Origin of the sequence: Lactiplantibacillus daowaiensis (assembly GCF_005405085.1) — a bacterium.
GTDB classification, from domain to species: domain Bacteria; phylum Bacillota; class Bacilli; order Lactobacillales; family Lactobacillaceae; genus Lactiplantibacillus; species Lactiplantibacillus daowaiensis.
The window spans coordinates 125,335-152,090 of sequence record NZ_BJDJ01000002.1 but is presented as its reverse complement, the minus strand read 5'-3'; the positions used below and the strand labels follow the sequence as shown (position 1 = coordinate 152,090).

Genomic DNA, 26,756 nt, shown 5'->3' with positions numbered 1-26,756 from the left:
TAAGAAAGCAAGGCAGAGGAGGGACCAACATGGCCGATTTAGTTTATCAACAAGTCATGACGGATTTAAAAAAGCGAATCATGGCCAATGAGTTTGCTGATAAGAAGTTGCCCGATGAACGGAGCTTGAGTGAACAGTACCAGGTTAGTCGTAGTTCGATTAAACGCGCGTTAAACGTGTTAGCGAATCAAGGGTTGATCTTTAAGAAACGGGGCTCTGGTACATTCATTAACCCATTATATCTTAAAAACCAATCTTCATTTCAATACGAAGGGACTAACTTGGGCATCACCGATAGCTTGAACACAGAAGGTGCCCGTCCCAGTATTCAATTATTAGACTTTCAAGTGATTCCTGCAAGTCAAGAGTTGCAACAGGACTTATTTTTAGCAGCTGATGAGTTCGTATATGAGATTAAACGTTTACGGTTATTAGATGACCAGCCGTTTATGATTGAAACGGGCTATATTCCGATTAAATTAGTGCCAGAATTGAATCGTGAAGTTATTAGTGGTTCGATTTTTAACTATGTGCAAGCGACGAAACATGCAGCAGTGACCAAGTCATTCTTATCGATTGCGGCCGATGCGTCTAACGACAATGATCAAGCGTTATTGCATTTAAAACCAACTGAACCAGTTGGCGTGATGAGTGGGATCTTCTTCTTAGATGATGGTACCCCATTTGAAGTATCCAATATGCGGCTGCATTATCAATACATGAAATACACGACCTTCGTCAAAGTTTAAGGGAGCCAGTCCCTTAGATTGAAAATGTAATCGATTTCACTAGCCTCTTTTAAGTGAACCGGTAAACCAAAGTTAAGTTAACGTTATATCGGGGAGACTTAAATTTGGAGGATGAATGATGCGTAAATTAATGCTCAGTGCAAACAATGCTTGGGGGGACTGGCATGATCACCATGCCAGCACAAGCCGCAACGACCGCGACCGTACCAACGAAGTTCCGCCATACTTGGACGCAACGCTTAAAGAGCGTTAGTGATCCACGATATAGTAAGCTGACCAAACATAGTATCGATGCTGGTAGTAAAGGGTTCCATCATAAAATTGCCGGTAAGGATTTGAGTGTTAAAAAGGCCAGTGGTGGGTGGTATCGGATTGGCTTTGCGGGTAATGCCAATCCTTATGACAAAACTGCTAAGCGACAGATCGGTGGTAAGAAAGTGACCGTTTTAATGAAAAAGGCCAGTGCCAAGAGTTTACAGACCGATATTTTCCTAACGGGTAAGCGGACAATGACTTACAACGAATCATTTGTTAATTTGAAGTAAATCACCTTAATTGCCAATTGTTGCCAATTTAAATAAAAATAATTAAGTTATCCCCGACCGGTGCTATCACTTTGATAGCACTGGTTTTTACTTGTCTTATTTTTGCCAATTCGATTAATTGGACCGTTCCAATTGCCTAAAAGGTTGATTTTTAAAAATAACCTGATAAGATGGTACCTGTAAACGAAATTAAATGATGACAAGTAACCACTGCAAATTAAGGAGTGTCCATAATGACAACAGATTATTCAGCACCAGCATATTTGCAAAAAGTTGACCAATATTGGCGGGCAGCCAATTATTTATCCGTTGGCCAATTATATTTAAAAGCGAACCCATTATTACAACGGCCATTAAAGGCTAGTGATGTTAAAGTTCACCCAATCGGCCATTGGGGCACGATTGCGGGTCAAAACTTTATTTATGCCCATTTAAACCGAGCTATCAATAAGTATGGCTTGAAGATGTTTTATGTTGAAGGGCCAGGTCATGGTGGCCAAGTGATGGTCTCTAACTCATACTTAGACGGGACCTACACCGATATTTATCCAGAAATTACGCAAGATAAAGCTGGGATGCAAAAACTGTTCAAACAATTCTCCTTCCCAGGCGGCGTGGCGTCACATGCGGCACCAGAAACACCAGGTTCTATCCATGAAGGTGGCGAATTAGGTTATTCCTTGTCACATGGTACTGGAGCGATCTTAGATAATCCCGATGAAATTGCGGCGGTCGTGGTTGGAGATGGTGAAGCTGAAACTGGGCCATTAGCGACTTCTTGGCAATCAAACAAGTTCATCAATCCAATCAATGACGGGGCTGTTTTACCCATCTTGAACTTAAATGGTTTTAAGATTTCTAACCCAACGTTATTAAGTCGGACGTCTGATGAAAAGTTGACGCAATATTTCGAAGGCATGAATTGGGAACCAATCTTTGTTGAAGGCGATGATCCTGAAAAGATGCATCCTGCAATGGCTAAAGCTGTGGATGAAGCGATTGAAAAGATTCAAGCCATTCAAACTAATGCGCGTGAAAACAACGATGCAACGTTGCCAGTTTGGCCAATGATCGTTTTCCGGGCGCCTAAAGGCTGGACCGGTCCTAAATCATGGGATGGTGATAAGATTGAAGGCTCATTCCGGGCCCATCAAATTCCAATTCCAGTTGACCAAAATGACATGCAACACGCTGACGCGTTAGTAGACTGGTTAGAATCATATCAACCAGCCGCACTCTTTACTGAAGATGGCCAATTAAAGCCTGAAATCGCCGCGATTATCCCACAAGGGCAAAGCCGCATGGCCGCTAACCCGATTACGAATGGTGGGATTGATCCTAAGGCTTTGAATTTACCAAACTTCCGTGATTACGCCGTTGATACAACTGAACGGGGCGAAAATGTCAAACAAGATATGCTCGTTTGGTCAGATTACTTGCGTGATGTCATCAAGAAGAATCCTAAGAACTTCCGGTTATTTGGTCCTGATGAAACGATGTCTAACCGTCTATATGGCATCTTTGAAGCCACTGATCGGCAATGGCTAGAAGACGTGCATACCGATAGTGACCAATACGAAGCGCCAGCTGGGCGAGTCTTAGATGCCCAATTATCTGAACATCAAGCTGAAGGTTGGTTAGAAGGTTACGTCTTAACGGGTCGGCATGGGTTATTTGCCAGTTATGAAGCGTTCTTACGGGTCGTGGATTCCATGTTAACGCAACACTTCAAGTGGTTACGTAAAGCTAATGAACTTGATTGGCGGGCCAAGTACCCATCATTGAACATCATTGCGTCATCAACGGTGTTCCAACAAGATCATAATGGTTATACCCACCAAGATCCTGGTGCATTGACGCATTTAGCTGAAAAGAAGCCTGAATATATTCGCGAATACTTGCCAGCTGATGCCAACACCTTGTTAGCTGTTGGTGATGTGATCTTACGTAGTCAAGAAAAGATCAACTATGTGGTCACTTCTAAGCATCCTCGGCAACAATGGTTCAACATTGAAGAAGCCAAGCAATTGGTCGATAACGGCTTAGGAATCGTTGATTGGGCAAGTACTGATCAAGGTAGCGAACCAGATATCGTCTTTGCGGCGGCTGGGACTGAACCTACTTTGGAAACGTTAGCTGCGATTGAATTATTACATCAAAGCTTCCCTGACATGAAGATTCGCTTTGTCAATGTTGTCGATCTCTTGAAGTTACGTAGTCCTGAAAAAGACCCTCGGGGGTTAACGGATCGTGAATTCGATCATTACTTTACTAAGGACAAGCCAGTGGTCTTTGCGTTCCATGGTTATGAAGACTTGGTTCGTGATATCTTCTTTGATCGTCACAATCACAATCTTTACGTTCATGGTTACCGTGAAAATGGGGACATTACGACGCCATTTGATGTCCGGGTCATGAACCAAATGGATCGGTTCGACTTAGCTAAGTCAGCGATTGCGGCGCAACCAGCAATGGAAAACACGGGTGCGGCATTTGTTCAACAAATGGATGATATGTTAGCTAAGCATGCGGCTTATATTCGTGATGCTGGGACTGATTTGCCAGAAGTGAATGATTGGCAATGGACAGGTCTTAAATAAGTAAAAATTAAGTAGTGTCGGCGGCCAGCGATGGTCGCCGCTTTTTGTCTTTAGGTTCGATTGAGATGTTAGCCAAACGGGTAAATTGTTCTTTAAATGCTGCTTCCGGTCAGCAGTAATTCCAGTTGTCGTGGCGACCGGTCCGAACCTGAAAAGTTGCCGTGCAAGTGGTGTAAATGTCGGTAAAAATCACCGGCATTAACACCACTTGCACGGCAACTTCCATTACTGTTGACCTCCGGCTAAGATGGATTTGAACCAGTATAAAAAGAACCGCCACCATAGAAATTGGTAGCGGCTGTATTGTTCGTGTTATTCGAATCATAGGCACCATTAGTTTTTACTGTCTGGGAAGTATGTGGTGTTGTTAGTAACCCTCAATTTGTTCGTCGGCTTTAAAACTAACTGGTAGTGGTGCTTCAACGGTGGCTGCTTCGCCGGTAAAGGGAAGCTGTAACTGTAAGCGCCAAGCGTGAAGAAATAGTCGCGGAATGGCCGGTGAAAATTGGTCATCGTACAGCGGGTCACCAATAATCGGATGGCCGTTTGCGGCCAAATGAACCCTGAGTTGATGTGTCCGGCCAGTGTACAAGTCTAATTGGACGAGACTATGATGCGCAGTCGTACGTAACACGTGATAATCGGTTAATGCCGTCTGCGCATCAACGGTGTTGATCCAGCGTTTGCGTTTGTCAGTGGGGTGGTGGCCAATCGGGTCATCAAAGTGACCGGTGGTCGTTGTAAAATGCCCCCGGACCCAAGCGTAATAGGTACGATGAATCTGTTTACTACTAATCAAGCGGTCTAAGATCGGAACCACAATGGGATTTAAGGCCACTAGCATGGCCCCAGAAGTCATCTGATCGAGTCGATGAACCATGTAAGGGGCCTGATTAGTGGCTTGTAAGTCGGCTGCTAAGTAGTTTAGAATCGAGCCCACTTCACCAGGTTGATTTGGATGGGCCTTGATACCAGCTGGCTTGTTGACGACTAATAAGTCAGCTGTTTGATAGAGAATATCAGCCGTACCCGTTGTATCTGGTAAATAATTTGAAGTCGGTGTACGAAAGTCAGAGGGAATAAACTGCAAGCGTAATTGGTCGCCAGTATGCACCACCGTCGCAACCGAAGCGGGTAAAGCATTGACCCAAATGCGGTGACCTTGTCGTAATTGACCTTGAATCCGCTTGGGGACTAACCAAGTTTGTAAACAAGTTCGGACGGTTTGTTGGTCCAGACTGGCTGGAATTGTGAGTGTTTTAAGCCAAGCCATCATGTGTCTCCTTTGCATAAAAAAATAACGCGTGACCGCGTTATTTGAGGTTTGATTTACTTTTCTGGTTTAACGATTAAAACATCACAAACAGCGTTACGACTAACGTAAGTTGTTACCGAACCGACCATCAAACGTTCAACTGCGGATAACCCAGTTGAGCCGATCATGATTAATTCATTATGATGATCAGCTGGAAATTCGCGGGCAATGACCGTCTTAGGATTCCCAAACCGCACATGCATATCAACGTCGGTGACACCAGCGTCGATGGCTTCTTGTTTAAGTTCTTCTAAGCGTTTTTGAACGTCTTCAGAAAGTTTATAAATGACATCACCACTGACCGCACCGCCGTACGTGTCACTAAATTGGTTAACTTCAAGGACGTTTAAGATATCGAGGTGGGTGTTATTACGTTTGGCAACTTCGATGCCGCGTTTTAGCACTTCTTCGGTGACCTTGGAACCGTCAACTGGTACCAAGATATTTTGATATTGTTGTAACATAATGGTTACCCCCGTTTTTAGTAGCTAATTAATAGTTTTATTTTAGCATTAAATCGCGAAAGTGTAAGCCTTTTAGTTTAGTTGCTTAAAAATTCGCGCCTGACAACAAGCAAAAAAGTTGGCAACGCTACCAAAGAGACCTATAATAAAAGTATCAAATGGATAGCGATTACGACCGCTATTAATTTTAGGCACTCTGGTTGGCGTCAGCTGACTGAGGTGTTTTTTTAGAGTGTGAGTGAGGGCGGTTTGCCAGGGAGCATTGCCTAGCTAAGTCAATTAACCGGTGGGTTTCCGGTTGGTTGACTTAGCGTAGCAAGCGGAACTGGCAGCCCGAATGAACACGTTTCGGCAAATCAGGTAGAGCGGAAATACAACAGTTTCGCCAAAAACTAATCGCATCATACCATTATTGCAATCGCTTACATTGTATGCTATATTAGTGCTATCGGAAGAATCTAAGGTCAGTATCAACGTTACCCAATTGTTGTAACAAACCCGTCAAGTGATAGCTAGTGCAGTATACAGCGTTTCCGCTAATTTCGGATAACCGACTGACCAACTTCCATCTATTGATGGCACGAAATATCCGTGGAGTGTGTTAGCCGCCAATCAAAGCACACCGGGATACGGATTGTGGATCGATGATGTTTGGGGGATGAAGAATCCACACTAAATTTTAGTGATTCTTCCAAAAACTGGGCTCACATGGTGGGTCCTTTTTTTATTCTGTTGTATGATTAATTTATCTTAGAGCTGAGGAGCTGATAAACCATGTATTATGTTGCAATGAAAGATCATGAAATTGGCCGTAACCTAGCCACAGAACAATACTTAATGAACAATGTAGAATTTGATGAACCATTGGTCTTGTTCTACTATGAAGAACCATGTTTGATCGTAGGCCGTAATCAAAATACGTTGGAAGAAATCAACGCTGATTATGTGCGCGAACATAATATTACGGTGACGCGCCGGTTATCAGGTGGGGGCGCGGTTTATCAAGATCTCGGTAACTTGTGCTTCAGCTTTGTGGTCGACAGTGATAGCCAGGAATTTGGGGACTTTAAGACTTTTACGCAACCAATTATTGATGCGTTACACGACATGGGCGCGACAACCGCAACCGTTAGTGGGCGTAACGACTTGTTAGTCGATGGTCGGAAGTTCTCTGGTAACGCGATGTATTCACGTAATGGGAAGACCTTCTCACATGGGACGTTGATGTTAAATGTCGACTTGGAAGTCGTTCCCCAAGCTTTAACGGTACCAACGGACAAAATCGCCTCTAAAGGCATCAAATCAGTCCGGAGCCGGGTCACTAACTTGCGGCCATATTTGGCACCAGAATATCAAGATATCACGGTGCCTGAATTCCGTGATGTGTTATTGACCAAGTTATTTGGTGTTGACTCGCTCGCTGAGATTGCGGATAAAGAATATCAAGTGACGCCGGAACAACAAAAAGCCATTGATAAAATTTATGAAGACTATTATGCTAATTGGGACTGGGTTTATGGTAAATCGCCGAAGTTCTCAGTAAAACGGCGTAAACATTTTGACATGGGGACGATCGATGCCCGTTTGTTAGTTGAAGATGGCCATATCCAACAAATTAAATTTTATGGTGATTTCTTCGGTAGTGGTGACGTCCATGAGATTGAGGCAGCCTTAACTGGATTGCGTTACGATCATGCGGCGATTGCGGATAAGTTGGCAGACGTGGATTTGAACCGGTACTTTACGGGGATTCCACGGCCAGACATTATTGATTTAATCGCGCAATAGAAACGATTATAGGAGTGATTGTGTGAAGCTCACCCGTTTGGTGGCATTTGCGTTTGTGTCCTTTTTTTGTTACGGTATCGTCAATTGGATGATGTCGGCGTCGCAGTTGAAGCTGCAGACGAAACCGATTTCTACCGCTCACATGTGGCAGGGGTTATTGATCGCCTTAGTCTTATATTTATTAGGCGTGGTGGCGGTCTATTTGAACCGCATGCTTGGCTTCTATGTTTTGGGACTAGTGCTGGTAATTTACTCACTTGGCCTGATCAGTGCACTTATGTCGGGCTATCAAAGTACGACCGGCATGGAAATCAAATTATTATTAGAAGTCGTGGGGGCCGTTGGCTTAGCTGTGAATTTTTACACGGTGGTATTGCTGACCCGGTGGCGAAAAACTAACTAAACGAGGGATAATATGCAACGAAATGTACAAGATTTTATTGATGCCGTTAATGGCGACCAAATAACTAAAACAACGATGCAAGCAACTTATGCACAACTAAAGCCCCAAGTCTCGGCTTGGCTAACTGACTTTTTAGATGCAGTTGCGAAAGATCAACTAGTCCAAGCGGAACTCACAACTGATCATGAACCAGCGATTAGTTTCCGATTGGAGACGAGTGTGATCAACTTACCACTGGCATCAATTACCGAAATTGGTAAAGTGACGATGGCCGAAGATACGATGCCCATCAAACTTTACATGATTGCGGAATCCGAAGCGTTCCGCTCAGGGTTACGCATTGATGAAATTGGTGCGGCTGATGATGTTTTAGCTGATCGGGAGGGCGCGTTAAAAATAGTAACGACCTGGTTTGATGCGCAATTAGATCGTTTAGAAACGATTATGACGGCGGCCGACGAGGACTAATCTTTACACGTTCTTTATGATAGTTTTACAATCATTCGGTATGATAGTACTTGTGTCAGAGCCAAGATGTTACAATCAAATGACCAAAAGGTACCACCTTAACTCACGGAAGAAGCGCCTGGGGTTAAGGTGGCCTTTTTGATTGTCGCTTGCATAATAGGTTAAAAGATGATAGCATTACCAATGCGATGAGTCGATAGAGTCAGATCATCAGTGATGGTGGTTCCGCGCGAGCGGCTAGTGACTAAATTGATAGCGGGGTATGTTTTTCCGACGGATATGCGGAATGCTTGGGTCACTGACGTTGTGGAGCGTCACCCCCACTGGGTTTCCCAGTGCCGCGAAAGAATACGCTGACTGTTTTTAACAGTTGGCGTATTTTTTTGACTAAAAAAGCGACTGCCAATGGGTAGTCGCCTTTGCTAGTAGCATCGACCGGTCACGTTGAGATTAGGTCGTCATATCGAAATCGCTAGCTTGACCATATTTTAGTCAGCCTGACGGTAAAAGCGATTAAAACTACTGCGTTGACCCGCAATTTTTACCTAAATTAAGGTTAAGATTGTTCGGCCAATTAGCAACCAGATTGCGTTTATGGTGTGATTGGCGAATAATAACAGGGTGGGGTGATTGTCGAATGACGAAATTTGAAAGTCGACTAACTTTAGTTAGTGGTTGGGCGGCATTATTAACGGGGCTTTTAGGGCCATGGCTGATGTTATTGCATTCAGGATTTGGGATTGGCACGGGCTTTGTTAGTGTCATCATTACTGAATTATATTTTGATTTGCGCTGGAGTCACTCACGCTGGGGACAATTAGGTGCCTTAGCTGTAGCTGCGGGTGTCGCCGTCTTTGAAATCGTGTATTTCTTGTTAGTGGCGGCTTATTTACAGTAGTCGTTAAAATTGTTGATTTTAAATTTAATAAGTCATGTTAAAAGTCTGTGATGCTGTAGCCAATTAGGGGATAGCGTCACAGGCTTTTTTTTAGGTGTTTTTTGGTTTTATGAAAGCTGCTGTTTTGATGGGCATCAGTTGGCTGCTTCGTCCCATGCTATGGTCTTCATCGGTGAGACTATCACGGAGGCCATGCCACTAGGCTTCGTTGGCAAACAAATCAGCTTTGACTGGTGTCATGATGAACGTGTTGTTAACTTTGATAATATGATGTTTGTCGCCGATTATCGGGTTAAGTTCAGTTGGCATAATGACGCCAACTGAATAGCTCTTTTTCAATCATTGATAAAAGGTAATGCCAATCTGATGATTATATTGAGGCTTCAGTTGTATAATATAGTAATCAATAAAGGGGATTAATTCATGAAAACAATAACTAAGCGATTACTAGTAACAAGTGTTGCCGTCATGGGTTTATTTGCGGTTAGTGCTGGCTCGCAAACGACTGCATCAGCGGCCACGATTAAAACCAAGTACACGAAGCTGACGACGGCTGGAAGCAAACGGAATGTTGCAGCTAACGGTAAGTATGCCTTATATACGAAACCTGGGACTGTAAAGGGTGCTAAGCTGGTGGCATCAAAGGCCCAGATGAAGAAGTTTGGGACCTATAGCACGGCAAATCAAAAATACTATGCCACTTATAGCAAGAATCAAGCTTATAAAGGTTCAACGTATTACTTCCGGGCTTATGGCTACCAAGTCACTAATACTGGCGCCGTTTATTATAAGGTTGTCACCATGAATGGCAAGTATCGCGGCTATGTTTATGGTGGTAAGCGAGTTGGCACTTTTGCCGGCGGTATCAAGTCTGCGGCAACGACAACAACTGGCACGTCGGTTCCTGTCAACTGGACTGGTAGTGTTGGGATTTACGCCGGTGGGACGTTATGGAATTATGTCCCATACACGCAATATGGCACTAAGAAATTAGGGCACATGTCAGACCTGAATTCGACAACGATTCCGCATCTGGCACAGTTTAAGATTGATCAAGTGGCAACACGCACACGCGAACAAGATACGTATTATCACGTGGTTTCAACTGACAGCAACCGGCTGTCTGGCTGGGTTAAGAGTAGTTATATTGGTCAATACGCACAAGTAAAAAGTAACTGGGACTAGTTGTCCCATGGTAACGTCAATCAAAGGCAGCCTCGATATTGCATAAGCAGTGTTGGGGCTGCCTTTTTTTGGTCGCTTAACAAGTCATATAACATTAAGTTTAAAATGTAAGTTATTTTCTTGAGTTTTTCGCTTGCCTTAAAGCGCACATGAAGGTTTAGAGTGTGGTCATTGGTTAAATAAAACCAATTTAAATGTGTTAAATAAAGGAGTTATTAAAAATGAAAAATGTGTTAATTTTAGCCGCCAATGGCCAAATCGCCCGTATTGTGGAACGTCGTTTATTAGTTGAACCAGCGTTTCAAGATGTTCAATTAACTTTATTCTTACGCCAAGCGAGTCGCCTTAGTGACTTGGCAGATAATCAACGGGTCACGTTAGTCGAAGGCGACTTAACCGATGCTAAGGCCGTTAGTACGGCGATGGCTGGCCAAGATATCGTTTTTGTGGCTGTCGTTGATCATGATACGCAAAACCGCTTAACGAAAAATGTAATTGCTGCAATGCAAGCTAAGCAAGTCAAACGGGTGCTATTCACGAATGTCTTAGGGCTCTATAACGAAGTGCCCGGTGAATTTGGGCGCTGGAATGCAGAAATGATTGGCAGTGGGATGGCACCAGCCCAACGTTCGGATGCTTTATTAGCAGCGTCTGATTTAAGTTACACCACGTTGCGTTTACCTTGGTTGAATGATCGCGATGAAGTGAACTATCAACTGACCACTAAAGATGAACCTTATAATGGGGTCTCTGGGTCACGTCAAAGCATTGCGGATGTGGTGGTGCGATTGATTCAAGATCCTAGCCGTTATCAACGCGACAGTCTGGGAATTGCCGATCCAGCAACCCAAGGCCAAGACCGGCCAGTCTATTAGGTGAGTCGCGATGAATATTAAAGAAGCGAGTCAAAAGACTGGCGTGTCGTCAGCGGCCATTCGATATTATGAAAGGGAAAGCCTGATTCCACCAATCGATCGTAGTCCAGTGGGTAATCGGGAGATTGACGACCGTATTTTACGGCGGATTCGGTTTGTGACTCAAATGCGAGCGGCCGGGATGAGCATTGAAAGTTTGCGACGCTACATCGAATTATTCGATGCCCAAGCGGATAATACCAAAGAACAAAAGGCTATTTTGCAAGAACAATTGGCAGCGATGACCGAAAAGCGCGATGACTTACAAGCCGCGATTGACCATCTGAATTATAAATTGGCCCATTTTGATGACCACATGCTGACCACGGAAGCGGAATTACGGGCATTGGAACGGCAACATCAAACGGATATGACTGACAATAACTAACGTATTTAAAGTGACGACCAATGCGGCCGCCACTTTTTTTAAACCGTTGGCTTGACTTAAAGTCGACTTTAAGTTTTAAACTAACCCTACTAAAATAATAAGGAGTTAAAAGTAATGAATATTTTGATTTTAGGGGCCCACGGGCAGATTGCCCGCTTGGTTCGTCAACGTTTGTTAACGGAGACCGAGGCACATATCACGCTGTATTTGCGGCATGCCGAACGGATGCAACCGATTGACCCACAACGAGAAACGCTGATTGAAGGCGACGTCAACGACTATGCGACCTTGCAAGCTGCCATGATCGGTCAAGACTTGGTCTATGCTAACTTAGGTGGGACATTTGAGCCGATGGCCAAAAACATCGTGCGGGCGATGACAGCTACTGGCGTTAATCGCTTGATTTATGTGACGGGGTTAGGCTTATATCATGAATTACCAGCTAAGTTTGATGCATGGTTGGAACAATCAATTGGCCATGATGTGATGGAAGATACCCGGCGGGCCGCTCAAGTAATTGAAACTGCAGCGATTAATGCGACGATTATTCGAGCTGGTTATATGACGAATGCGGCTGAAATCGACTACGAATTGACTGAAAAGGGGACGACCTTTAAAGGCACGACTATCTCACGAGCCAGCATCGCAGATTTAATTATGAAAATTATGGTGCAACCAGATTTACATGCTAATAGTAGTTTAGGAATCGCTAAACCAGGGACTGACGGGGATTCACCGGTCTATCGCTAGGTTGATTTATGGGGTCGTCAGTATTGTACTGACGATTTTTTGTAAAAGAATGAAAATAACCCCTTGCCTTGAAGTGCAGATGAAGGTCTAAACTGCATTTATTCACTGAAAGACAAGGAGCATGAACATGACTAAGAACAAACGATTTGATTGGATTTTATTAATTATTCTATTTAGCTACTTTATGATTTTACTGGATAACTCGATTATCTTCACTGGGACGGTAAAAATCGCCCAAGATTTGCATTTGAACCAACAGACGCTGTCGTGGGTCAGCAGTGCGTATTCATTAACTTTTGGCGGCTTCTTATTGTTAGGCGGCCGGGCTGGTGATTTATTTGGTCGGCGGCGTATCTTTGAAATCGGCTTGGTGATCTTTGGTCTGGGGTCGTTGATCGTTGGCTTAGCAGCTAATGCCCCAATGATTATTGCAGCGCGGGCGTTTCAAGGCATTGGCTCAGCAATTTTAGCGCCAACGACGTTAGCCATTTTAATGGATACGTACACGGGCTCAGCACGGGTCCGCGCGATTGCGTATTATGGGGCGATGGCTGGAATCGGTGCGAGTGTGAGTTTGGTGATTGGCGGGGTCTTTGCCAGCCTGTTAACGTGGCGCGTGGGATTCTTTATCAATGTGCCCATCAGTATTTGGATGTTTTACTTGGCCGTACGGCATTTATCTGCCGATCAGGGTCAAAGTGGTCGTCTAGATTGGCTTGGGACCTTGACCTCATTAATTGGGATGAGTGCGTTAGTTTATAGCATCGTCGGGACTTGGCTACAGTTACCAGCACTAATCTTGGCCGTCATCATGTTAGCGATTTTTATTTGGCAAGAAAAACGAACGGCGCAACCGATTATGCCACTACGCTTGTTTAAAGATCGTGAACGGATCGGGGCTTATCTCGGGCGGTTCTTATATTTAGGGGCGATGTTAGGGTTTTGGTTCATTACCCCACAATTAATGCAAAATCAACTTGGCTTTAGTGCGTTAATGGCTGGCGTGGCTTTCTTCCCACTCACAATCGTGAACTTTATTGTGGCCTTACAAGTGGCGCGTTTAACGGCTAAATGGGGCAACGGTGGCCTATTGGTTGTTGGGATTGGGTTAACCTTAATTGGGATGTTTTGGATGAGTTTCTTTACGCCACAAACGGGGTATTGGTTGGGTATTGCTGCGCCAATGGTCGTTATCGGGATTGGTCAAGGCTTGGCTTTAAGTCCCTTTACAGCTGCTGGTGTCGCTCACACGAAAGGGGCGGATGCTGGTGCAGCTTCGGGGGTCGTTAATGTGATGCACCAAATTGGTGGATCAGTCGGCTTGGCGATTTTAGTGGCTGTTCAAGATTTGGTAACTAAACCATTGGCTGGTTTCCGGCAAGCGATATTAACAGGGAGTGGGTTATTGTTGTTAGCCTTACTAGCGGCAATCTTCCTGATTGTTCCTGGTGAACGGCAACGGTAGATCAACTTAATCAGAAAAAAGAAGCGTTTGGGCTGTCAAGGCTCAAACGCTTCTTTTAGGTTAAGGCTGATTTTCTTGATAAACATCATGTTGCTGGGCTTCTTCTAAGTTCGATGGTACGAAGCTGTCAGCTTTGTGATTGATCAAAATATCTGCATAATGGTCAACTTTATAGTTGATTGTTTTTAAATGCACTTGTAAATCGTTGATTTCATTGAGTGTGCGTGTCTGTTGGGCCTTCATCATGTCATAACGTTCTGGCACGGTTTGTTCACCTTGTTGAACGAGGTCTAAATAATGTTGAATCCGTTCGACCGGCATCCCGGTTTGACGCAGGCACACGATGATATGTAACCATTCGAGATCGACATCTTCAAAAATCCGATTATTATTTTCATCGCGCTTTACAAATGGCAACATGCCATGATCATGATAGTAACGAATACTATATGTTGAGATGGCCATTTTCTTAGCGACTTCTTGAATTGTATAGGACAACTCGAACCCTCCCTAAAAAGTGTGACAGTTAACTAAATAATAACTAGGTGAGCTCACGCATTTTTACCGATATAACGGTAGTCGAAAAATCACCTTGGGGTTACAGTAAGTATAATCATTACCCCTAGAAATGTAAATTAAAACGTTCGTAACGATTTAATCAACAAAAATGACTAAATGGTTGCCTTCGAGTGGGCCGAAGGTGTTAAAGTAAAACCAATCAATTAAGACAGGTGGTGAAATCAATGCGACAGTATGCGTTACAACTAAATGGTCATGATTTTGAACCAATGGGTGCATGGTCGACTGACGCCCAAGTGGTACTAACCAAATTAGTGGCGCGAGATGATGTTGACTTGTTGATGTGGGATCCCGACACCGATATGAGTGAGATTTATGAGCAATACGCGTTGGCAACCTTGGTGACCCGACTTGAAAATTCGGCCTATGCACGTTTGCTAGAGACCATGACCCAAGTTTTCACACAGTTAGGGCAACCAGTAACGGCGACCTTGCAACGCCAGTGGTATTTAACAAGTTATTTGGCCAGTTTGACGCATCAATCGTTACTGAATACCGCAGCCGCATTGTTGAGTCTGACTGTCTATTACTTGAAAACACCGCCATTAGCCGATACGACAAGTGCGACCCAACAATTACGTGGCCTGGCTGATCAAGCGCGATGTTGGCTGCTAGCGGCCAAAGTATCTGATTTACAATTATTAGCGACGCCCGAACCACTACAAAAGTTAGTCCAACATTTATTAGGTCAAACTGAAGCGTTGGATTACTGTTGTGTGAGTGGTCAATCCCGTAGTTGGCAATTGGCAAGTGATGCTTATTGGTTGAGTCGAATCACAACTGATCAGTTCAGCATTAAACGGCTACAAAATGTGATGGCTTTCCGCTTACTGCGAGCAGCATATTTGGAACACTCGTTGGATTAAGTCAGAAACATAAGGACGATTTGATTATTTTTTGTGAAATTCATCAAAAAAACGCTTGCCTTAGTGTAGGTCTAACCGACTATACTTGAGATAATCAATTGAAGGGAAGTGGCCGAATATGGCAGGCGTTAAGCAACAAACTGAATGTGAAATCATCAAACTGGTGGTTCCACGAAAACAACTGACTCAAGCGGTCACTTCGGTAAGCCTCAGCGGCCATCAGCATTATTTGATGGCGCAGCAACAACTGTTAACGCAACGGTTAGCTCAGTTAACGAGCCAAGTTCAAATTAATGTAGATATTCAACGTGCCTTACAAGCTGATTTACAGGCGATTCAAGCCCAATTGGCATTAGTCGGTTAATCGTTAGGACTTGACGTTGATTTCATGATTAGCGTATGATGAGAATATAATTAAAAAACATGTTGATGAGAAGAGTAATGTTGTTAGCTATTCACAGGAAGCCGTTGGAACTGAAAAGCGGTAATGGTGCGCAACATGAAGATGAGCTCGGAATGCCTAGTGATGGTTGTAAAGCTGTCCTAGCGGCACTGGCCGATACCCCAGCGAGTTGTGATTGCAACTTGATAAGTGTAACCGGGTGACTGGTTATAAAACTTGGGTGGTAACGCGCCATGCGCCCCTAGTCCTGTTGAAAGATGGGATTGGGGGCTTTTTTTGTAGAGTGTGAAGGCGGGCGGGAGTTTCTGAGCATTAGCCTAGCTAGTCAATTACCCTGGTGAACTTTCCAGGGTGGTTGACTAGCTAGGCTAAGCGGAGGAAACTGCCCGACTGAACACGTTTCAGCAAATTAAATAGCCAGCACCAGTCCCAGACTGACAGAACAAATTCCAGCAAATCAAGTCGCCATCAACACCAACAAAGAGAAAGAGGCCACTAATCATGACAAAATCCACTAATAACTTACATATCGAAACGTTACTCGCTCAAGCTGGTAATCGCACGGATGATGATAAAACGGGGGCAATTTCAGCGCCTATCTACTTATCCACAGCGTACCGGCATGCGGGACTTGGCCAATCAACTGGCTTTGATTATCCACGCGAAGCGCAACCGACCCGATGTATTTTGGAACAGACCCTAGCCCAGCTAGAAGATGGCGTGGCCGCTTTTGCCTTGAGTTCAGGCATGTCAGCAATTCAGTTGGTCTTCACATTATTTCATAGTGGTGATCGCATCATTATTTCGGATGATCTATATGGTGGGTCTTATCGTTTTTTTGACTTACTACACGATCACTATCATTTGGAATTTTCAGTCTGGGATGGTCAAGACCAAGCAGCACTAGCCGCAGCCATTGACCAACAAACGGTCGCGCTATGGTTGGAAACGCCGTCGAATCCCACAATGAAAGTGATTGATATTGCGGCGACCGCCAAAACGACCCAAGCCCATGGGATTAAACTAATTGTGGATAACACCTTTTATACGCCACTGATTCAAAAGCCACTTGATTTGGGGGCAGATATCGTTGTGCATTCAGCAACCAAGTATTTAGCGGGGCATAATGATATTTTAGCGGGGGCAGTGGTCGCCAAGTCACAAGCCGATGCCGATGCTTTGGCATTTAACTTAGTGACGACTGGGGCGGTCCTTGATCCATTTGATGCTTGGTTGTTATTGCGGAGCTTGAAGACGTTGCCATTACGGATTCGGCAACATGAAGCGAATGCCCAAACATTGGTTAAAGTCTTACAACAAGATCCACATGTGTCAAAAGTCTTGTATCCTGGTCGTGGTGGCATGATTAGTTTTTACTTGGCAAGCGGCGTTGATGTGAATAAGTTCTTACAAGCCTTAAACGTGATTTCTTTTGCTGAAAGTCTTGGTGGTGTTGAAAGCTTAGTCACTGTCCCGGCCGTGCAGACGCATGCGGACTTATCTGAAGCTGAACGCCAGGAAAAGGGTATCACCGCTAATTTGATTCGGTTGTCGACGGGCTTAGAGAATACGGCCGATTTAACCGCTGATTTAGCACAAGCGTTGACGGCCGCCGCTAAGTAAAACAAAACGCTTTACTTACTTTTTGTATGTGTTAAACTATGTTTATTGAAACGAAATGACATTATATGGAGGCATTGAGATGGCAACAGCAACTTTAAGTGATGCAGAGATTCGCGAACGCATCAAGACGGGTAAACACATGTTATTCTTTACAGCGGACTGGTGCCCTGATTGCGCCTTTATCAAGCCAGTGATGCCTGACATCGAAAAGAAGTATGATCAATATGATTGGATCACGGTTGATCGTGACGCCAACATTGAAATCGCTCAAGATATGGGTGTGATGGGGATTCCTAGTTTCGTTGGTATCGAAGACGGTCAAGAAATTGGTCGGTATGTGGATAAGTTCCGCAAGACCCAAAAACAAGTTGAAGATTTCTTAGATACTTTAGAAAAATAACGCATTTAGACGCGCACATTGTGGACAACGACCATGATGCGCGCTTTTTAATTGGTTTGATGGCAAATGTTTGCTACACTATTAACTATTAATTCTGGCAAAAAGAAATGGTGATATGTATGACAACAGCAACTTTTGAAGACGTTGTGGTCCGAGCAACTAAGCTCGATGACTTGCCCGTCTTACACGTATTTGCGGCCAGTCAGGCGCAAACAAAACTACCAACGATTATTGATTATCATGGCTGGACAACGCAAACGTCAAGTGAACTTGTCGCCAGTTATGCCTTAGTCCGTGCGGGGTTTCGGGTGATTTTACCGACAGCTTACCTCCATGGTAGTCGTAATGATGGCACTGATTTGGACCAACATCCAGAACACTTCTGGTCAATCGTTGGCCATTCAGTCGCTGAATTTCCACGGTTAGTTGAAGCATTAGTGGCCCAAGGGATTACTGATCCTGAACGCATTGGTGTGATGGGGACTTCGATGGGTGGTATTACGGCAGCTGGCATCATGACAACTCAACCGACTGTCAAAGCCGGAGTATCGTTAATTGGGTCACCAGAACCAGTCGCGTTTGCCAAAGACCAAGTCGCGCAAATTCCAGCGGCACTAAGGGCCCAATTACCCGAAGCTTTATTGACGAAGACTTATGACCAGTTGGCACAGTTCGACTTGTCAATGCATCCTGAAGCATTAGCGGGGCGGCCAATGTTCTTCTTTAATGGGACCGCCGACCAAATGGTACCGTATAAGTATGTGGCAGATTTCGAACAACGCTTTGCGCAAACGCCAGCGTTGCAACAAACCGTCTTCAAACATGCGGATGGTGGTGTGCATCATGTGCCACATAAAATGCATGAAGCTGCGGTGAGCTTTTTACATGATCATTTGAAAAAATAAGTTATCCCCTGTGGATAACGTTGGTGTCGTGATCTTGGTAACCCAAGACACGGCGCTTTTTTGATTGCCAAGTTGCCGAATAAAACGTCACTAAAAGTATCCCCAGCTAACGCGCGTATACTGAAGTCGAAACGGAGGTGGCGCGAATGCGGAACCGACAAGTACGACCGGTTTATTGGCAATTACTCGTTTATTTTGGCAGTATCGTGACCAGTGCCTCATTACTTGCGTGGTTTGAGTGGCTGAATTTGGGGAATTAAGGAACCGTCTTGCCTGTTGTTGTGCATAACCCTATGCTATACTCTGGCTGTACACACAATTAAGCGTATTAGAGGGGGACGCATGCGAAAGTTAATCACATTGGCACCAACTTGGTTATTATTGGGCCTATTAGTGACTGGTTTTTTTATCAGTACAAGCCAGCCAATAATTGGTCATAATTATTTAGCATTTAGTACTTTAGGGTTAGAGCTTTATCCCGTTATTGTCTTGTTTATTGCTGGCATTGCTAAAGCGGCCAGTGGCGTCAAGACATACTCATTGCGTGAGAAATGGTTTTATGGGTATTTACTGGGGTTAGAAATTGTGGTTGTTTTAGGGGCAATTTTCTGGATGGCACATAATTGAGAAGTGGTGAGTGTGATGTCGAAAATTGAAAAAAGGCGTTGGCAGGCGTTAGGGCTAAGCTGTTTGAATGTCATTTTATTGATTTGGTTGTGGGTGCCTAGTCATGGTCATTGGCCGCAACTTAACTTAACCTTAACGACCCTGACAACAGTGACGGTTGTTTATCTAGTCTCGCTAGTCGCACCATTCCTGTTGGCGACGACTTATCATTGGACTGCGTGGCAAGTAGCGGCACACTGGGCGTTAGCTTGGTTTAGCTATAATCTGTTGGCAGTTATTTGGCCGTTTTTGTTGAAAACTGTCGATAAACCGTTGGTCGGTATCGGGGCTTTATTTAGTTTTTTTGGACTGTTATGTGTGGATGCGCCGCCTAATCATGTGTTGGGGTTTCGAATTGGGTGGACGTATCGGTCACCGATCATTTGGCGTAAGACCAATGCATTGGGCGGCTGGTTACTCTTTGTGACTGGTGGACTATTGGTGGTCTTTAGTGCTTGGCGGTCGTCGTTAATACCAGTATTGCTGACGGGGATGATCTTGATTAGTGGGGTCATTCCGATTGGCTATGCGTACTGGTTGGCACATCGACCGAATCATTTGGTTTGAATCTAGACTGACCAGTTGATTGGGTGGTTAGCGGTCATGAGTCGTAAACAGTTTTGTTGATTGCAAGCCTAAACGGTGCTGTTATGACACCGATTGGTACTTAGTTGGTGCAATAATAGCAAGGAGGGCAACTAATGAAAAATGGTTCTGCTAAAGATAAAAAAGATCGCATCAGTATCCGAATTAATCATCAACGGCATTTAGCCGCACAAGCTGTAGCTGAAGATTTGGCTGAAATAGCTCAGCCAAATAGCTTAAAGCAGTAATGATGGCTACCAGTTTTGGGTGCATATAAAAAGGTAGCGTTGCTTGAAGTGAGTCAAGCAGCGCTGCCTTTTTTGATAGTTATCATATTTTTAGATTTCAATAATACGGTGATTGGCACTAGTTAAAGCTTTACTTGATGACATAAACTTGGTCATGAATCAAATCAAATGGCCGATAGTGGGCATTCAATTGCTCGATTGCGGGACCCGCTTGATAATCGGCATGATCCCAAAAAGCTTTAGAGCCGGTAGCGCCATACTTTTCACCGATACAAATCAGTGGGACTTGATGGTCACTGGCGCGCATGGCTTGAAGCAAGTCCCAGTCGATGGCAAGCTTATCTGGTGACCAAGCCATAATGACATAATCAATGTCAGCGGCGTATTTTTCAAACGCACTGACGGCATCTAGGCCTTCAATCGACGTGACCGGTTGTTTGCCAGTCTGATTATCTTTTTCTTTCGTCCAAGCTTTCGAATCGGTGGTGATCACGGTTTGACTTGGATGTAGCCGCTTGAGCCCTTTAGAAATATAGCCATTGCCCGCCATCACTTCTAAGACGGGGCCATTACCAACAAAGTCGGCCAAGTCTTTTAAGAACGGGGCACTAATATAGGCCCACATGCCATATTGGTCTTCAATGTAGTCGCGAAAGTCTCTTAAGTGTTGATCAACCGCTGGTAGTGCCGCTGATAGTTGGTTCCATTCAGCGTCACCTTTAGGATCATCCATGGCATATTGGGCGTTGATGCGCTTGAAGAGTTGATCTTGAAAGTCATCAGGCACTTGTAAGACAGGCAATGGTTGTGGAGCTAAGCCAGCTGCCATCAAGCGGTCGGCTTCTAACACGTGATTGATTAAAATGAGAATTTGCGGGTCATGCTGAAACAACTCCCGGTAAGCTTGCATTTGGACAATGTACGGCGTGCTCGCGGTGCTTTGTTTTTTGGCCCGCTTTTTTAATTGCTTTAATTTCTTTGGATTCATGTAAAACTCCTAGTTGTCAAAGTGTAAATCAAGTTCTTCTTGGCCGATGGCATCGGCCGTTGCGCGTTGTTGACGGCCATGGAGATAGCCATCCATTAGTTGAAACAATTCATAGCGGTCTTCACTAGAAAGTTGTTCTTGGTTGAAGGTCAAGGGTTTACCAGACAAGAAAATCCGGCCTAAGTCATATTCCTCTTGGTCAGCACGACCAGATAAATAATCGGTCGTGACATGGAAAAATTCTGCGAGTTTACGGACTTCTAAATACGATGGTGTCCGTAAGTTACGTTCCCAATTACCGATTTGGGCGGCTGTATTTTTACGATGGGTCAGTTCCGCATCGGGTAAATGATTTAAAGCAGTGGCGAGTTCACCTAAGGTCATCTTTTGACCACGGCGGAGGGCTCTTAAACGTTCTGGAAACATATTAAGTCACATCCATTTCATCATAATAGGGGCGCGGAGAGGGCCATAAATTCATCAATGTCACGCTTGATCAAAGCGACCCCAGCTTGCCAAAAGTCTGGTTGCGTCAAATCAACACCGAGATGCTTTTTAGCGAGGTCTTCGGTCGACATGTTGGCCGTATCACGTAGTAAAGCGATATATTGGGCTTCAAAATCAGTACTGTGCTTTGCTTGGGCATAAATTCCTAAACTAAATAGATAGCCAAAGGTGTATGGGAAGTTGTAAAACGGCACATCGGCAATATAGAAGTGGAGCTTGCTAGCCCAAAACATCGGGTGATACGTCGTTAGTGCATGCCCATAAGCCGTTTGTTGTGCAGTTAGCATTAAGTCAGAAAGTTCAGCGGGGGTAACGACGTGATCTTGACGGGCCTGGTAGAAGCTCGTTTCAAATAAATACCGCGCCCGAATATCTAGGAACATTGCGAGTGGATTTTGCATCTTCGCATCTAACAAATTTAGCTTCGTCTTCGCATCAGTCGCTGCCTTAACATTCGCATCGGCGACAATCAGTTCGGCAAACGTTGACGCCGTTTCGGCCACATTCATGGCATAATCTTGGCGCCAAAGTGGCAGGTCTTTGATGACATCGGAATGAAAGGCGTGTCCCAGTTCATGGGCCAAAGTTGCCGTGTCATTTGGTGAACCGGTAAAGGTCATAAAGATTCGGGATTCTTTGGTTTCAGGCAAGCTTTCCATATAACCACCGGGGCGTTTGTTTGGTCGATTTTCAGCTTCGATCCAACGGTGCTCAAACGCATGTTTAGCAAGTTTAGCCATCTTGGGGCTGAATTTTTGAAAGTTACTGATCACAAATTCGGCCGCTTGATCATAGGTCATTTGATTGGTCGTCGCCCCTAAACTTAATGGCGCTTCAATATCTTGCCAATCAAGCTGGGTCTTGCCCATTAATGCGACTTTACGTTTCAAGTAGTCGAGCAGTAAGCCTTGATTGTCGGCAACGACTTGATACATGGTATCGAGGGTGGCTTGACTCATACGATTCAAATCAAGTGGCTTGCGCAAAAAGTCGGTCGTGCCATGTGCCCGGTAGTCTTGCAACCGAAAACCAGCTAAATGATTCAGCGTGTCTGCAAACGGGGCTGCGTTTTGTTGCCAAGCAGCTTCCCAATGCTGCATCAAATCAGCGCGTTGTTGATTGGGCATTGCGGCGGCCAACATGTTTTGGGCTTGACCAGCAGATAACTGCTGAGTTGTACCCTGTTCATCTGTATAAGTGATCTTCATTTGACTCACTAACGTGTCGTAGTGATCACTCCAACCTTGAAAGCCATCAACAGCCAAATCATTGATCAACGCTTCTGTTTGATCATCGAGTAACGCTAAGCCTTGCTTACGCATTTCGGTAAGGTTGAAAGCCAAAGGTTGAAGCTCAGGTTGATCGAGAATGGCGGTAAAAGTCGCTTGTGGTAAGGCCACCAACTTCTTTTTGAACTGGGTCATCAAGTTTTCGCGCTGATTATCCAGTTGATAAAGCTGGTTCAAAATGGTGCCAGCCTTTGTATCGCTAGCATCCGCGGATTGAATCGCCACCACAAATACCTGACTTTGTAGTAAGCCCGCTTCTAATTGTTGTAACTCAGTTGTGAGTTGTTGAAACCAGTCAAAGTTAGGCGTATCCGCGTCAGCGCGCCAATTCGTCAGCGTGGTTTGCGTATCATGTAACTGGTGTTTAATCGTGGTTAGTTTGGCCTTGAGGGCGGGGGAGTCAATCCCACCAGCAAAAATTGTGTCTAAATCCCACGTTTCTGAATAGTGCATCTGCAGTCCTCCAAATATGCTCTAGTTATCTTTAATTATAAACGTTATCATGGTGATAGTGGCGATATTTCTATCAATAAATGGCATAAGGTTGGCGGAAAGTAAATGAAAAAATGGATCATCACGATTGGCGTGATTATTTTGATTATTGGCGGTGGCTTGATTGGCGCCGGTGACTATTTTTATCACGTGGCAATTGCACGGGGTGATAAGGCATTTATTACCCAAAGTACGAAACTCTCTAAAAAGAGTCCCGTCTACAAGGAAAAATATTGGTATGCGCACGTCAAAAAGCAAACGTGGCAGATTCAATCACATGATCACTTGAAGTTAGTCGCTTGGTATATTCCCAAGCAGGGGTCGCATAAGACGGTGGTCTTAGCGCATGGTTTTGCCGGTAACAAGTCCTTAATGGGCGCATGGGCTGGGATGTATCATGAATTGGGCTATAACGTTTTAGTCCCAGACGCTCGGGCAGCTGGTGCTAGCCAAGGTAATGCGATCGGGTATGGTTGGTTAGAGCGGCTGGATGATTTACAGTGGGCTAAAACGGTAGTGAAAAAGACGGCCACTACTCAAATCGTGATGAGTGGCATCAGTATGGGAGCGGCTGGTATGACGATGGCTAGTGGTGAACAACAAATCCCACAAATCAAAGCTTACGTGGTTGATAGTCCCTTTACGAGTGCCAAAGATATTATTAGTTATCAAGCGCAACAACTCTATCATTTGCCAGCTTTTCCACTGGTAGATGTGACTAGTGCGATTACGAAGATGCGGGCTGGCTATTCATTTAGCCAAGCCGATGCGGTGGCTCAGATTGAAAAGAATCGCTTGCCAATTATGATTATCAGTGGGACGAAAGATACGTTTGTGCCAACTAAAATGGCGGAAAAATTGTATCGTAATGCCCATCAACCTAAAACACTGTGGTTGGTAAAGGGTGCGGCGCATACAACGGCCATCACCCATGGGTATCAAACGTACAAGCAACATGTGCAACAATTTCTTGAGCAATATGTGAAGTAATCGCCACATGACTGACCTTCAACTATAGTGACTATCAAAAGGCCATAGACAAATAACTGTCTACGGCCTTTTGTCGCACTTAAATCAGTCATCAGTGAATCATGATGTTTTTGGGTCACCTTTTTTAAACGTGGACTTGTCAAGCTGAGATGATGATGTTATAGTGTAATAGTTAAATAGAACACTAGGAAGGCGTTACAAATTGAAATTTGACGATAAGGTCCCGATTTATTACCAAATCAAACAACATTTATATCATGAAATCTTAGCGGCCACGTTAAAGCCCGGCGATAAGTTACCGGCCGTCCGGCAACTAGCGGTAGATTTGACGGTTAATGTCAACACGATTCAGCGGGCATTGAGTGAGATGATCACTGAAGGTGTCATCGAATCTAGACGTGGTAAAGGCAACTTTGTTACGCAAGATACGGCCCGCTTAGCCCAATTAAAGGAGCAATTAGTCATGGCACAATTGGCACTGGTGTACGCACAACTGCACGCCTTGAATTTAAGTGATGATGAAATTATTGAAAGTTTAAAACGGTATATTGAACAGAAAGGAGCTGCACAAAATGACTGATGTCTTAACGATTGAGAATCTATCTTATAAGCGTAATCAAAAGTTGATTTTAGCAAATGTCGATTTAACATTAGCTGCCGGAAAAATCGTCGGCTTGTTAGGTGAAAACGGGGCTGGGAAGACGACTTTGATGCGGCTCATTACGGGTAGTGCCCAAGGTAACGGTACGATTACGGTGAGCGGCACGACGACGCCAGCACAACGCAAAAGTCATGTGAGCTTTTCAGAACAACTGCATGGGTTTAGTAAAAGTACGAAGTTAGCCCGCGTGGTGAGCTTCTATCAACTCGTTTATCCCGACTTTGACTTGAAACGCTACCAAGACTTAGCAGCATTTCTACAAATTAATGACGACTTGAAATTGAGTGCGTTATCCAAAGGGATGCGTGAAAAGTTTATCATCGCGTTGACGTTAGCGCGACAGGTTGAGTTGTACTTATTAGATGAACCATTCAGTGGTATCGATAGTATGAGTCGTAAGAAAATCATTAGCAGTATCATCCAATGGACCCCTGAAAATGCCACATTATTGATCAGTGATCATTATGTGACCGAGATTGCGTCCGTGTTAGATGAAATTGTGGTCGTCAAAGATCAAACGATTGCGGTCCATCGCGGCGCGGATGAAATTCGTAATCAGACTGGATTGGAAATTGAAGACTATTATGAAAGTTTGTACGAAGGAGGGGTTCAGCATGACTAGTTTTGGGTCATTATTTAAAGCGATGAGCCGTGACAAGTTTCGGCAAATGAATCAACTGTTAGCACTAGAATTAATTGCGACTGTGGTGACGTTGATTTGGGTCGCGATTAAAGGTGAATTCTCAAGTTCGACCTTGATGTTTGCCACGATGGGCTGGGCACCATTACCAAGCGTTGTCGGCGTCATCATACTTGCATTCGGTATTGAAAAGACTTATACAGCGGATTCGTTTCGCTTGATGCCGGTTGAAGAAACCAAACTTTATAGTACGAATCTATTAACGTCATTAGTCAATTTGGTGTACTTTACGATTATTCAAGCAGTCGTCTGCAGCATTGCAGTTTCCATTGCGTTCTTTAGTGATGGTGGTGCTAGCATGATGGGGAATATGCCACCAGCACGGGCAATGACTGATTTCGTTGGCATGCTCATTGCAGTTGTCGTGTTGTATTTGATTTTGAACTTGCTCATTTGGAGCACGATTTCGTTTGTACACCTGATTACGCGGGCCGCCAGCAGCTTCTTACCTAAGATGCGGCAACAAGTCGTCAATATCGTCATTTACGTTGTCGTGATTTTCTTAACATTGCGGTTATCTGGCTTTATTATTCATGGTGTTGCCTGGGTGTCACGAGTTGCCTTTAGTAATAATGATTGGAGTCAAATTTGGGTTTCAATTGTTGCGATGGCAGTCGTGATCTTAATTGAAGGTGCCATTAATGTGATCTGTTTGAAAAAATGGGTCGAAACAGACGCTAATTAAAGCTTGATTGTGGTGAGTCTGGCACAAAATTTTGGGCTACTGATTGTTGCCACTTCCATTACTGCTGACCTACAGCTAAATGACAATGATTATGCAAAGACGACAAAGAATCTGTCACATTAGTGCTGAATTCTTTGTCGTCTTTTGTGTGGATAATTAGGGCCATTAAGTGATGACATCCCGAAAATACGTTAACTTGCTGGCCGTCAAGGTTTGAAGATGATTGCCTCGGGCTTA

Annotated in this window: 30 protein-coding genes; 24 read left to right on the top strand and 6 right to left on the bottom strand. The window is 44.3% G+C overall.

Annotation, left to right across the window (positions count from 1 at the left end; all coding sequences use genetic code 11):
* Positions 1–29 precede the first annotated feature (29 nt).
* The 3 genes from FFM75_RS01980 to FFM75_RS01970 all read left to right on the top strand — a co-directional run bounded on the left by FFM75_RS01980 (position 30) and on the right by FFM75_RS01970 (position 3,894).
* Complete coding sequence (locus tag FFM75_RS01980) at positions 30–749, top strand: GntR family transcriptional regulator (protein WP_137627519.1); 720 nt, start codon at positions 30–32, stop codon at positions 747–749.
* A gap of 164 nt (positions 750–913) precedes the next feature.
* Positions 914–1,294 carry a hypothetical protein gene (locus FFM75_RS01975; protein WP_223876585.1) on the top strand — a complete coding sequence of 127 codons (381 nt, stop codon included), beginning with the start codon at positions 914–916 and terminating at the stop codon, positions 1,292–1,294.
* A gap of 233 nt (positions 1,295–1,527) precedes the next feature.
* Positions 1,528–3,894: a phosphoketolase family protein gene (locus FFM75_RS01970; RefSeq protein ID WP_137627518.1), complete on the top strand. Its 2,367-nt coding sequence runs from the start codon at positions 1,528–1,530 to the stop codon at positions 3,892–3,894.
* A 367-nt stretch (positions 3,895–4,261) separates the two neighbouring features.
* Here FFM75_RS01970 and FFM75_RS01965 read toward each other — a convergent pair whose 3' ends face one another.
* Both FFM75_RS01965 and FFM75_RS01960 read right to left on the bottom strand, forming a co-directional pair.
* Complete coding sequence (locus FFM75_RS01965; RefSeq protein ID WP_137627517.1) at positions 4,262–5,167, bottom strand: RluA family pseudouridine synthase; 906 nt, start codon at positions 5,165–5,167, stop codon at positions 4,262–4,264.
* A gap of 56 nt (positions 5,168–5,223) precedes the next feature.
* Positions 5,224–5,673, bottom strand: coding sequence for a universal stress protein (locus tag FFM75_RS01960; RefSeq protein ID WP_137627516.1), 450 nt, complete (start codon positions 5,671–5,673; stop codon positions 5,224–5,226).
* A gap of 774 nt (positions 5,674–6,447) precedes the next feature.
* Between FFM75_RS01960 and FFM75_RS01955 the strand changes: the two genes are divergently transcribed.
* The 9 genes from FFM75_RS01955 to FFM75_RS01910 all read left to right on the top strand — a co-directional run bounded on the left by FFM75_RS01955 (position 6,448) and on the right by FFM75_RS01910 (position 13,932).
* The gene (locus tag FFM75_RS01955) at positions 6,448–7,461 is read left to right on the top strand and encodes a lipoate--protein ligase (RefSeq protein ID WP_137627515.1); all 1,014 of its coding nucleotides are present in this window, start codon (positions 6,448–6,450) and stop codon (positions 7,459–7,461) included.
* 22 nt (positions 7,462–7,483) lie between these two features.
* Positions 7,484–7,864, top strand: coding sequence for a hypothetical protein (locus FFM75_RS01950; RefSeq protein ID WP_137627514.1), 381 nt, complete (start codon positions 7,484–7,486; stop codon positions 7,862–7,864).
* Between the two features lie 12 nt (positions 7,865–7,876).
* Positions 7,877–8,332, top strand: a complete 456-nt coding sequence (locus tag FFM75_RS01945) for a hypothetical protein (protein WP_137627513.1) — start codon at positions 7,877–7,879, stop codon at positions 8,330–8,332.
* Positions 8,333–8,969: 637 nt separating this feature from the next.
* Positions 8,970–9,230 (top strand): hypothetical protein, encoded by a 261-nt coding sequence (locus FFM75_RS01940; RefSeq protein WP_137627512.1) that lies wholly within the window; start codon positions 8,970–8,972, stop codon positions 9,228–9,230.
* A 423-nt stretch (positions 9,231–9,653) separates the two neighbouring features.
* Positions 9,654–10,415, top strand: a complete 762-nt coding sequence (locus tag FFM75_RS01930; protein WP_137627511.1) for a hypothetical protein — start codon at positions 9,654–9,656, stop codon at positions 10,413–10,415.
* 221 nt (positions 10,416–10,636) lie between these two features.
* Entirely contained in the window at positions 10,637–11,290 is a 654-nt protein-coding gene (locus tag FFM75_RS01925; RefSeq protein ID WP_137627510.1) for an NAD(P)H-binding protein, read from the top strand.
* 10 nt (positions 11,291–11,300) lie between these two features.
* A complete protein-coding gene (locus tag FFM75_RS01920) occupies positions 11,301–11,717 on the top strand; it encodes a MerR family transcriptional regulator (RefSeq protein WP_137627509.1) in 417 nt (138 codons plus the stop codon).
* 114 nt (positions 11,718–11,831) lie between these two features.
* Positions 11,832–12,467: an NAD(P)H-binding protein gene (locus FFM75_RS01915; protein ID WP_137627508.1), complete on the top strand. Its 636-nt coding sequence runs from the start codon at positions 11,832–11,834 to the stop codon at positions 12,465–12,467.
* A 127-nt stretch (positions 12,468–12,594) separates the two neighbouring features.
* Positions 12,595–13,932: an MFS transporter gene (locus FFM75_RS01910; RefSeq protein WP_137627507.1), complete on the top strand. Its 1,338-nt coding sequence runs from the start codon at positions 12,595–12,597 to the stop codon at positions 13,930–13,932.
* A 60-nt stretch (positions 13,933–13,992) separates the two neighbouring features.
* Here FFM75_RS01910 and FFM75_RS01905 read toward each other — a convergent pair whose 3' ends face one another.
* Entirely contained in the window at positions 13,993–14,430 is a 438-nt protein-coding gene (locus FFM75_RS01905) for a MerR family transcriptional regulator (RefSeq protein ID WP_137627506.1), read from the bottom strand.
* 245 nt (positions 14,431–14,675) lie between these two features.
* Between FFM75_RS01905 and FFM75_RS01900 the strand changes: the two genes are divergently transcribed.
* From FFM75_RS01900 to FFM75_RS14110, 8 genes are all read left to right on the top strand, one after another.
* Positions 14,676–15,377, top strand: coding sequence for a hypothetical protein (locus tag FFM75_RS01900; protein WP_137627505.1), 702 nt, complete (start codon positions 14,676–14,678; stop codon positions 15,375–15,377).
* Positions 15,378–15,495: 118 nt separating this feature from the next.
* Positions 15,496–15,741 (top strand): hypothetical protein, encoded by a 246-nt coding sequence (locus tag FFM75_RS01895; RefSeq protein ID WP_137627504.1) that lies wholly within the window; start codon positions 15,496–15,498, stop codon positions 15,739–15,741.
* Positions 15,742–16,281: 540 nt separating this feature from the next.
* Positions 16,282–17,403, top strand: a complete 1,122-nt coding sequence (locus tag FFM75_RS01890) for an aminotransferase class I/II-fold pyridoxal phosphate-dependent enzyme (protein WP_137627503.1) — start codon at positions 16,282–16,284, stop codon at positions 17,401–17,403.
* 79 nt (positions 17,404–17,482) lie between these two features.
* Positions 17,483–17,803 carry a thioredoxin family protein gene (locus FFM75_RS01885; protein WP_137627502.1) on the top strand — a complete coding sequence of 107 codons (321 nt, stop codon included), beginning with the start codon at positions 17,483–17,485 and terminating at the stop codon, positions 17,801–17,803.
* 119 nt (positions 17,804–17,922) lie between these two features.
* Positions 17,923–18,708, top strand: coding sequence for an alpha/beta fold hydrolase (locus FFM75_RS01880; protein ID WP_137627501.1), 786 nt, complete (start codon positions 17,923–17,925; stop codon positions 18,706–18,708).
* A gap of 342 nt (positions 18,709–19,050) precedes the next feature.
* Positions 19,051–19,335: a LasU family protein gene (locus tag FFM75_RS01875; RefSeq protein ID WP_137627500.1), complete on the top strand. Its 285-nt coding sequence runs from the start codon at positions 19,051–19,053 to the stop codon at positions 19,333–19,335.
* A gap of 15 nt (positions 19,336–19,350) precedes the next feature.
* On the top strand, positions 19,351–19,941 hold the full coding sequence (locus FFM75_RS01870; protein WP_137627499.1) for an SdpI family protein: 591 nt from the start codon (positions 19,351–19,353) through the stop codon (positions 19,939–19,941).
* A gap of 134 nt (positions 19,942–20,075) precedes the next feature.
* A complete protein-coding gene (locus FFM75_RS14110) occupies positions 20,076–20,207 on the top strand; it encodes a hypothetical protein (RefSeq protein WP_263390545.1) in 132 nt (43 codons plus the stop codon).
* Between the two features lie 130 nt (positions 20,208–20,337).
* On the opposite strand, the gene FFM75_RS01865 is transcribed toward FFM75_RS14110, so the two are convergent.
* The 3 genes from FFM75_RS01865 to FFM75_RS01855 are packed head-to-tail and all read right to left on the bottom strand — an operon-like array spanning position 20,338 to position 23,444.
* Positions 20,338–21,195, bottom strand: coding sequence for an SAM-dependent methyltransferase (locus FFM75_RS01865; protein ID WP_137627498.1), 858 nt, complete (start codon positions 21,193–21,195; stop codon positions 20,338–20,340).
* Positions 21,196–21,204: 9 nt separating this feature from the next.
* Complete coding sequence (locus tag FFM75_RS01860; protein ID WP_137627497.1) at positions 21,205–21,621, bottom strand: helix-turn-helix domain-containing protein; 417 nt, start codon at positions 21,619–21,621, stop codon at positions 21,205–21,207.
* Positions 21,622–21,641: 20 nt separating this feature from the next.
* Positions 21,642–23,444 carry a M3 family oligoendopeptidase gene (locus tag FFM75_RS01855; protein WP_137627496.1) on the bottom strand — a complete coding sequence of 601 codons (1,803 nt, stop codon included), beginning with the start codon at positions 23,442–23,444 and terminating at the stop codon, positions 21,642–21,644.
* Positions 23,445–23,549: 105 nt separating this feature from the next.
* Here FFM75_RS01855 and FFM75_RS01850 point away from each other — a divergent pair, with 105 nt between their 5' ends.
* The 4 genes from FFM75_RS01850 to FFM75_RS01835 all read left to right on the top strand — a co-directional run bounded on the left by FFM75_RS01850 (position 23,550) and on the right by FFM75_RS01835 (position 26,519).
* A complete protein-coding gene (locus FFM75_RS01850) occupies positions 23,550–24,473 on the top strand; it encodes an alpha/beta hydrolase (protein ID WP_137627495.1) in 924 nt (307 codons plus the stop codon).
* Positions 24,474–24,675: 202 nt separating this feature from the next.
* Positions 24,676–25,053, top strand: coding sequence for a GntR family transcriptional regulator (locus FFM75_RS01845; protein ID WP_137627494.1), 378 nt, complete (start codon positions 24,676–24,678; stop codon positions 25,051–25,053).
* Positions 25,046–25,756: an ATP-binding cassette domain-containing protein gene (locus FFM75_RS01840; RefSeq protein ID WP_137627493.1), complete on the top strand. Its 711-nt coding sequence runs from the start codon at positions 25,046–25,048 to the stop codon at positions 25,754–25,756. The genes FFM75_RS01845 and FFM75_RS01840 overlap by 8 nt, the downstream gene beginning before the upstream one ends.
* A complete protein-coding gene (locus FFM75_RS01835; RefSeq protein ID WP_137627492.1) occupies positions 25,749–26,519 on the top strand; it encodes an ABC transporter permease in 771 nt (256 codons plus the stop codon). The genes FFM75_RS01840 and FFM75_RS01835 overlap by 8 nt, the downstream gene beginning before the upstream one ends.
* Positions 26,520–26,756: the final 237 nt, after the last annotated feature.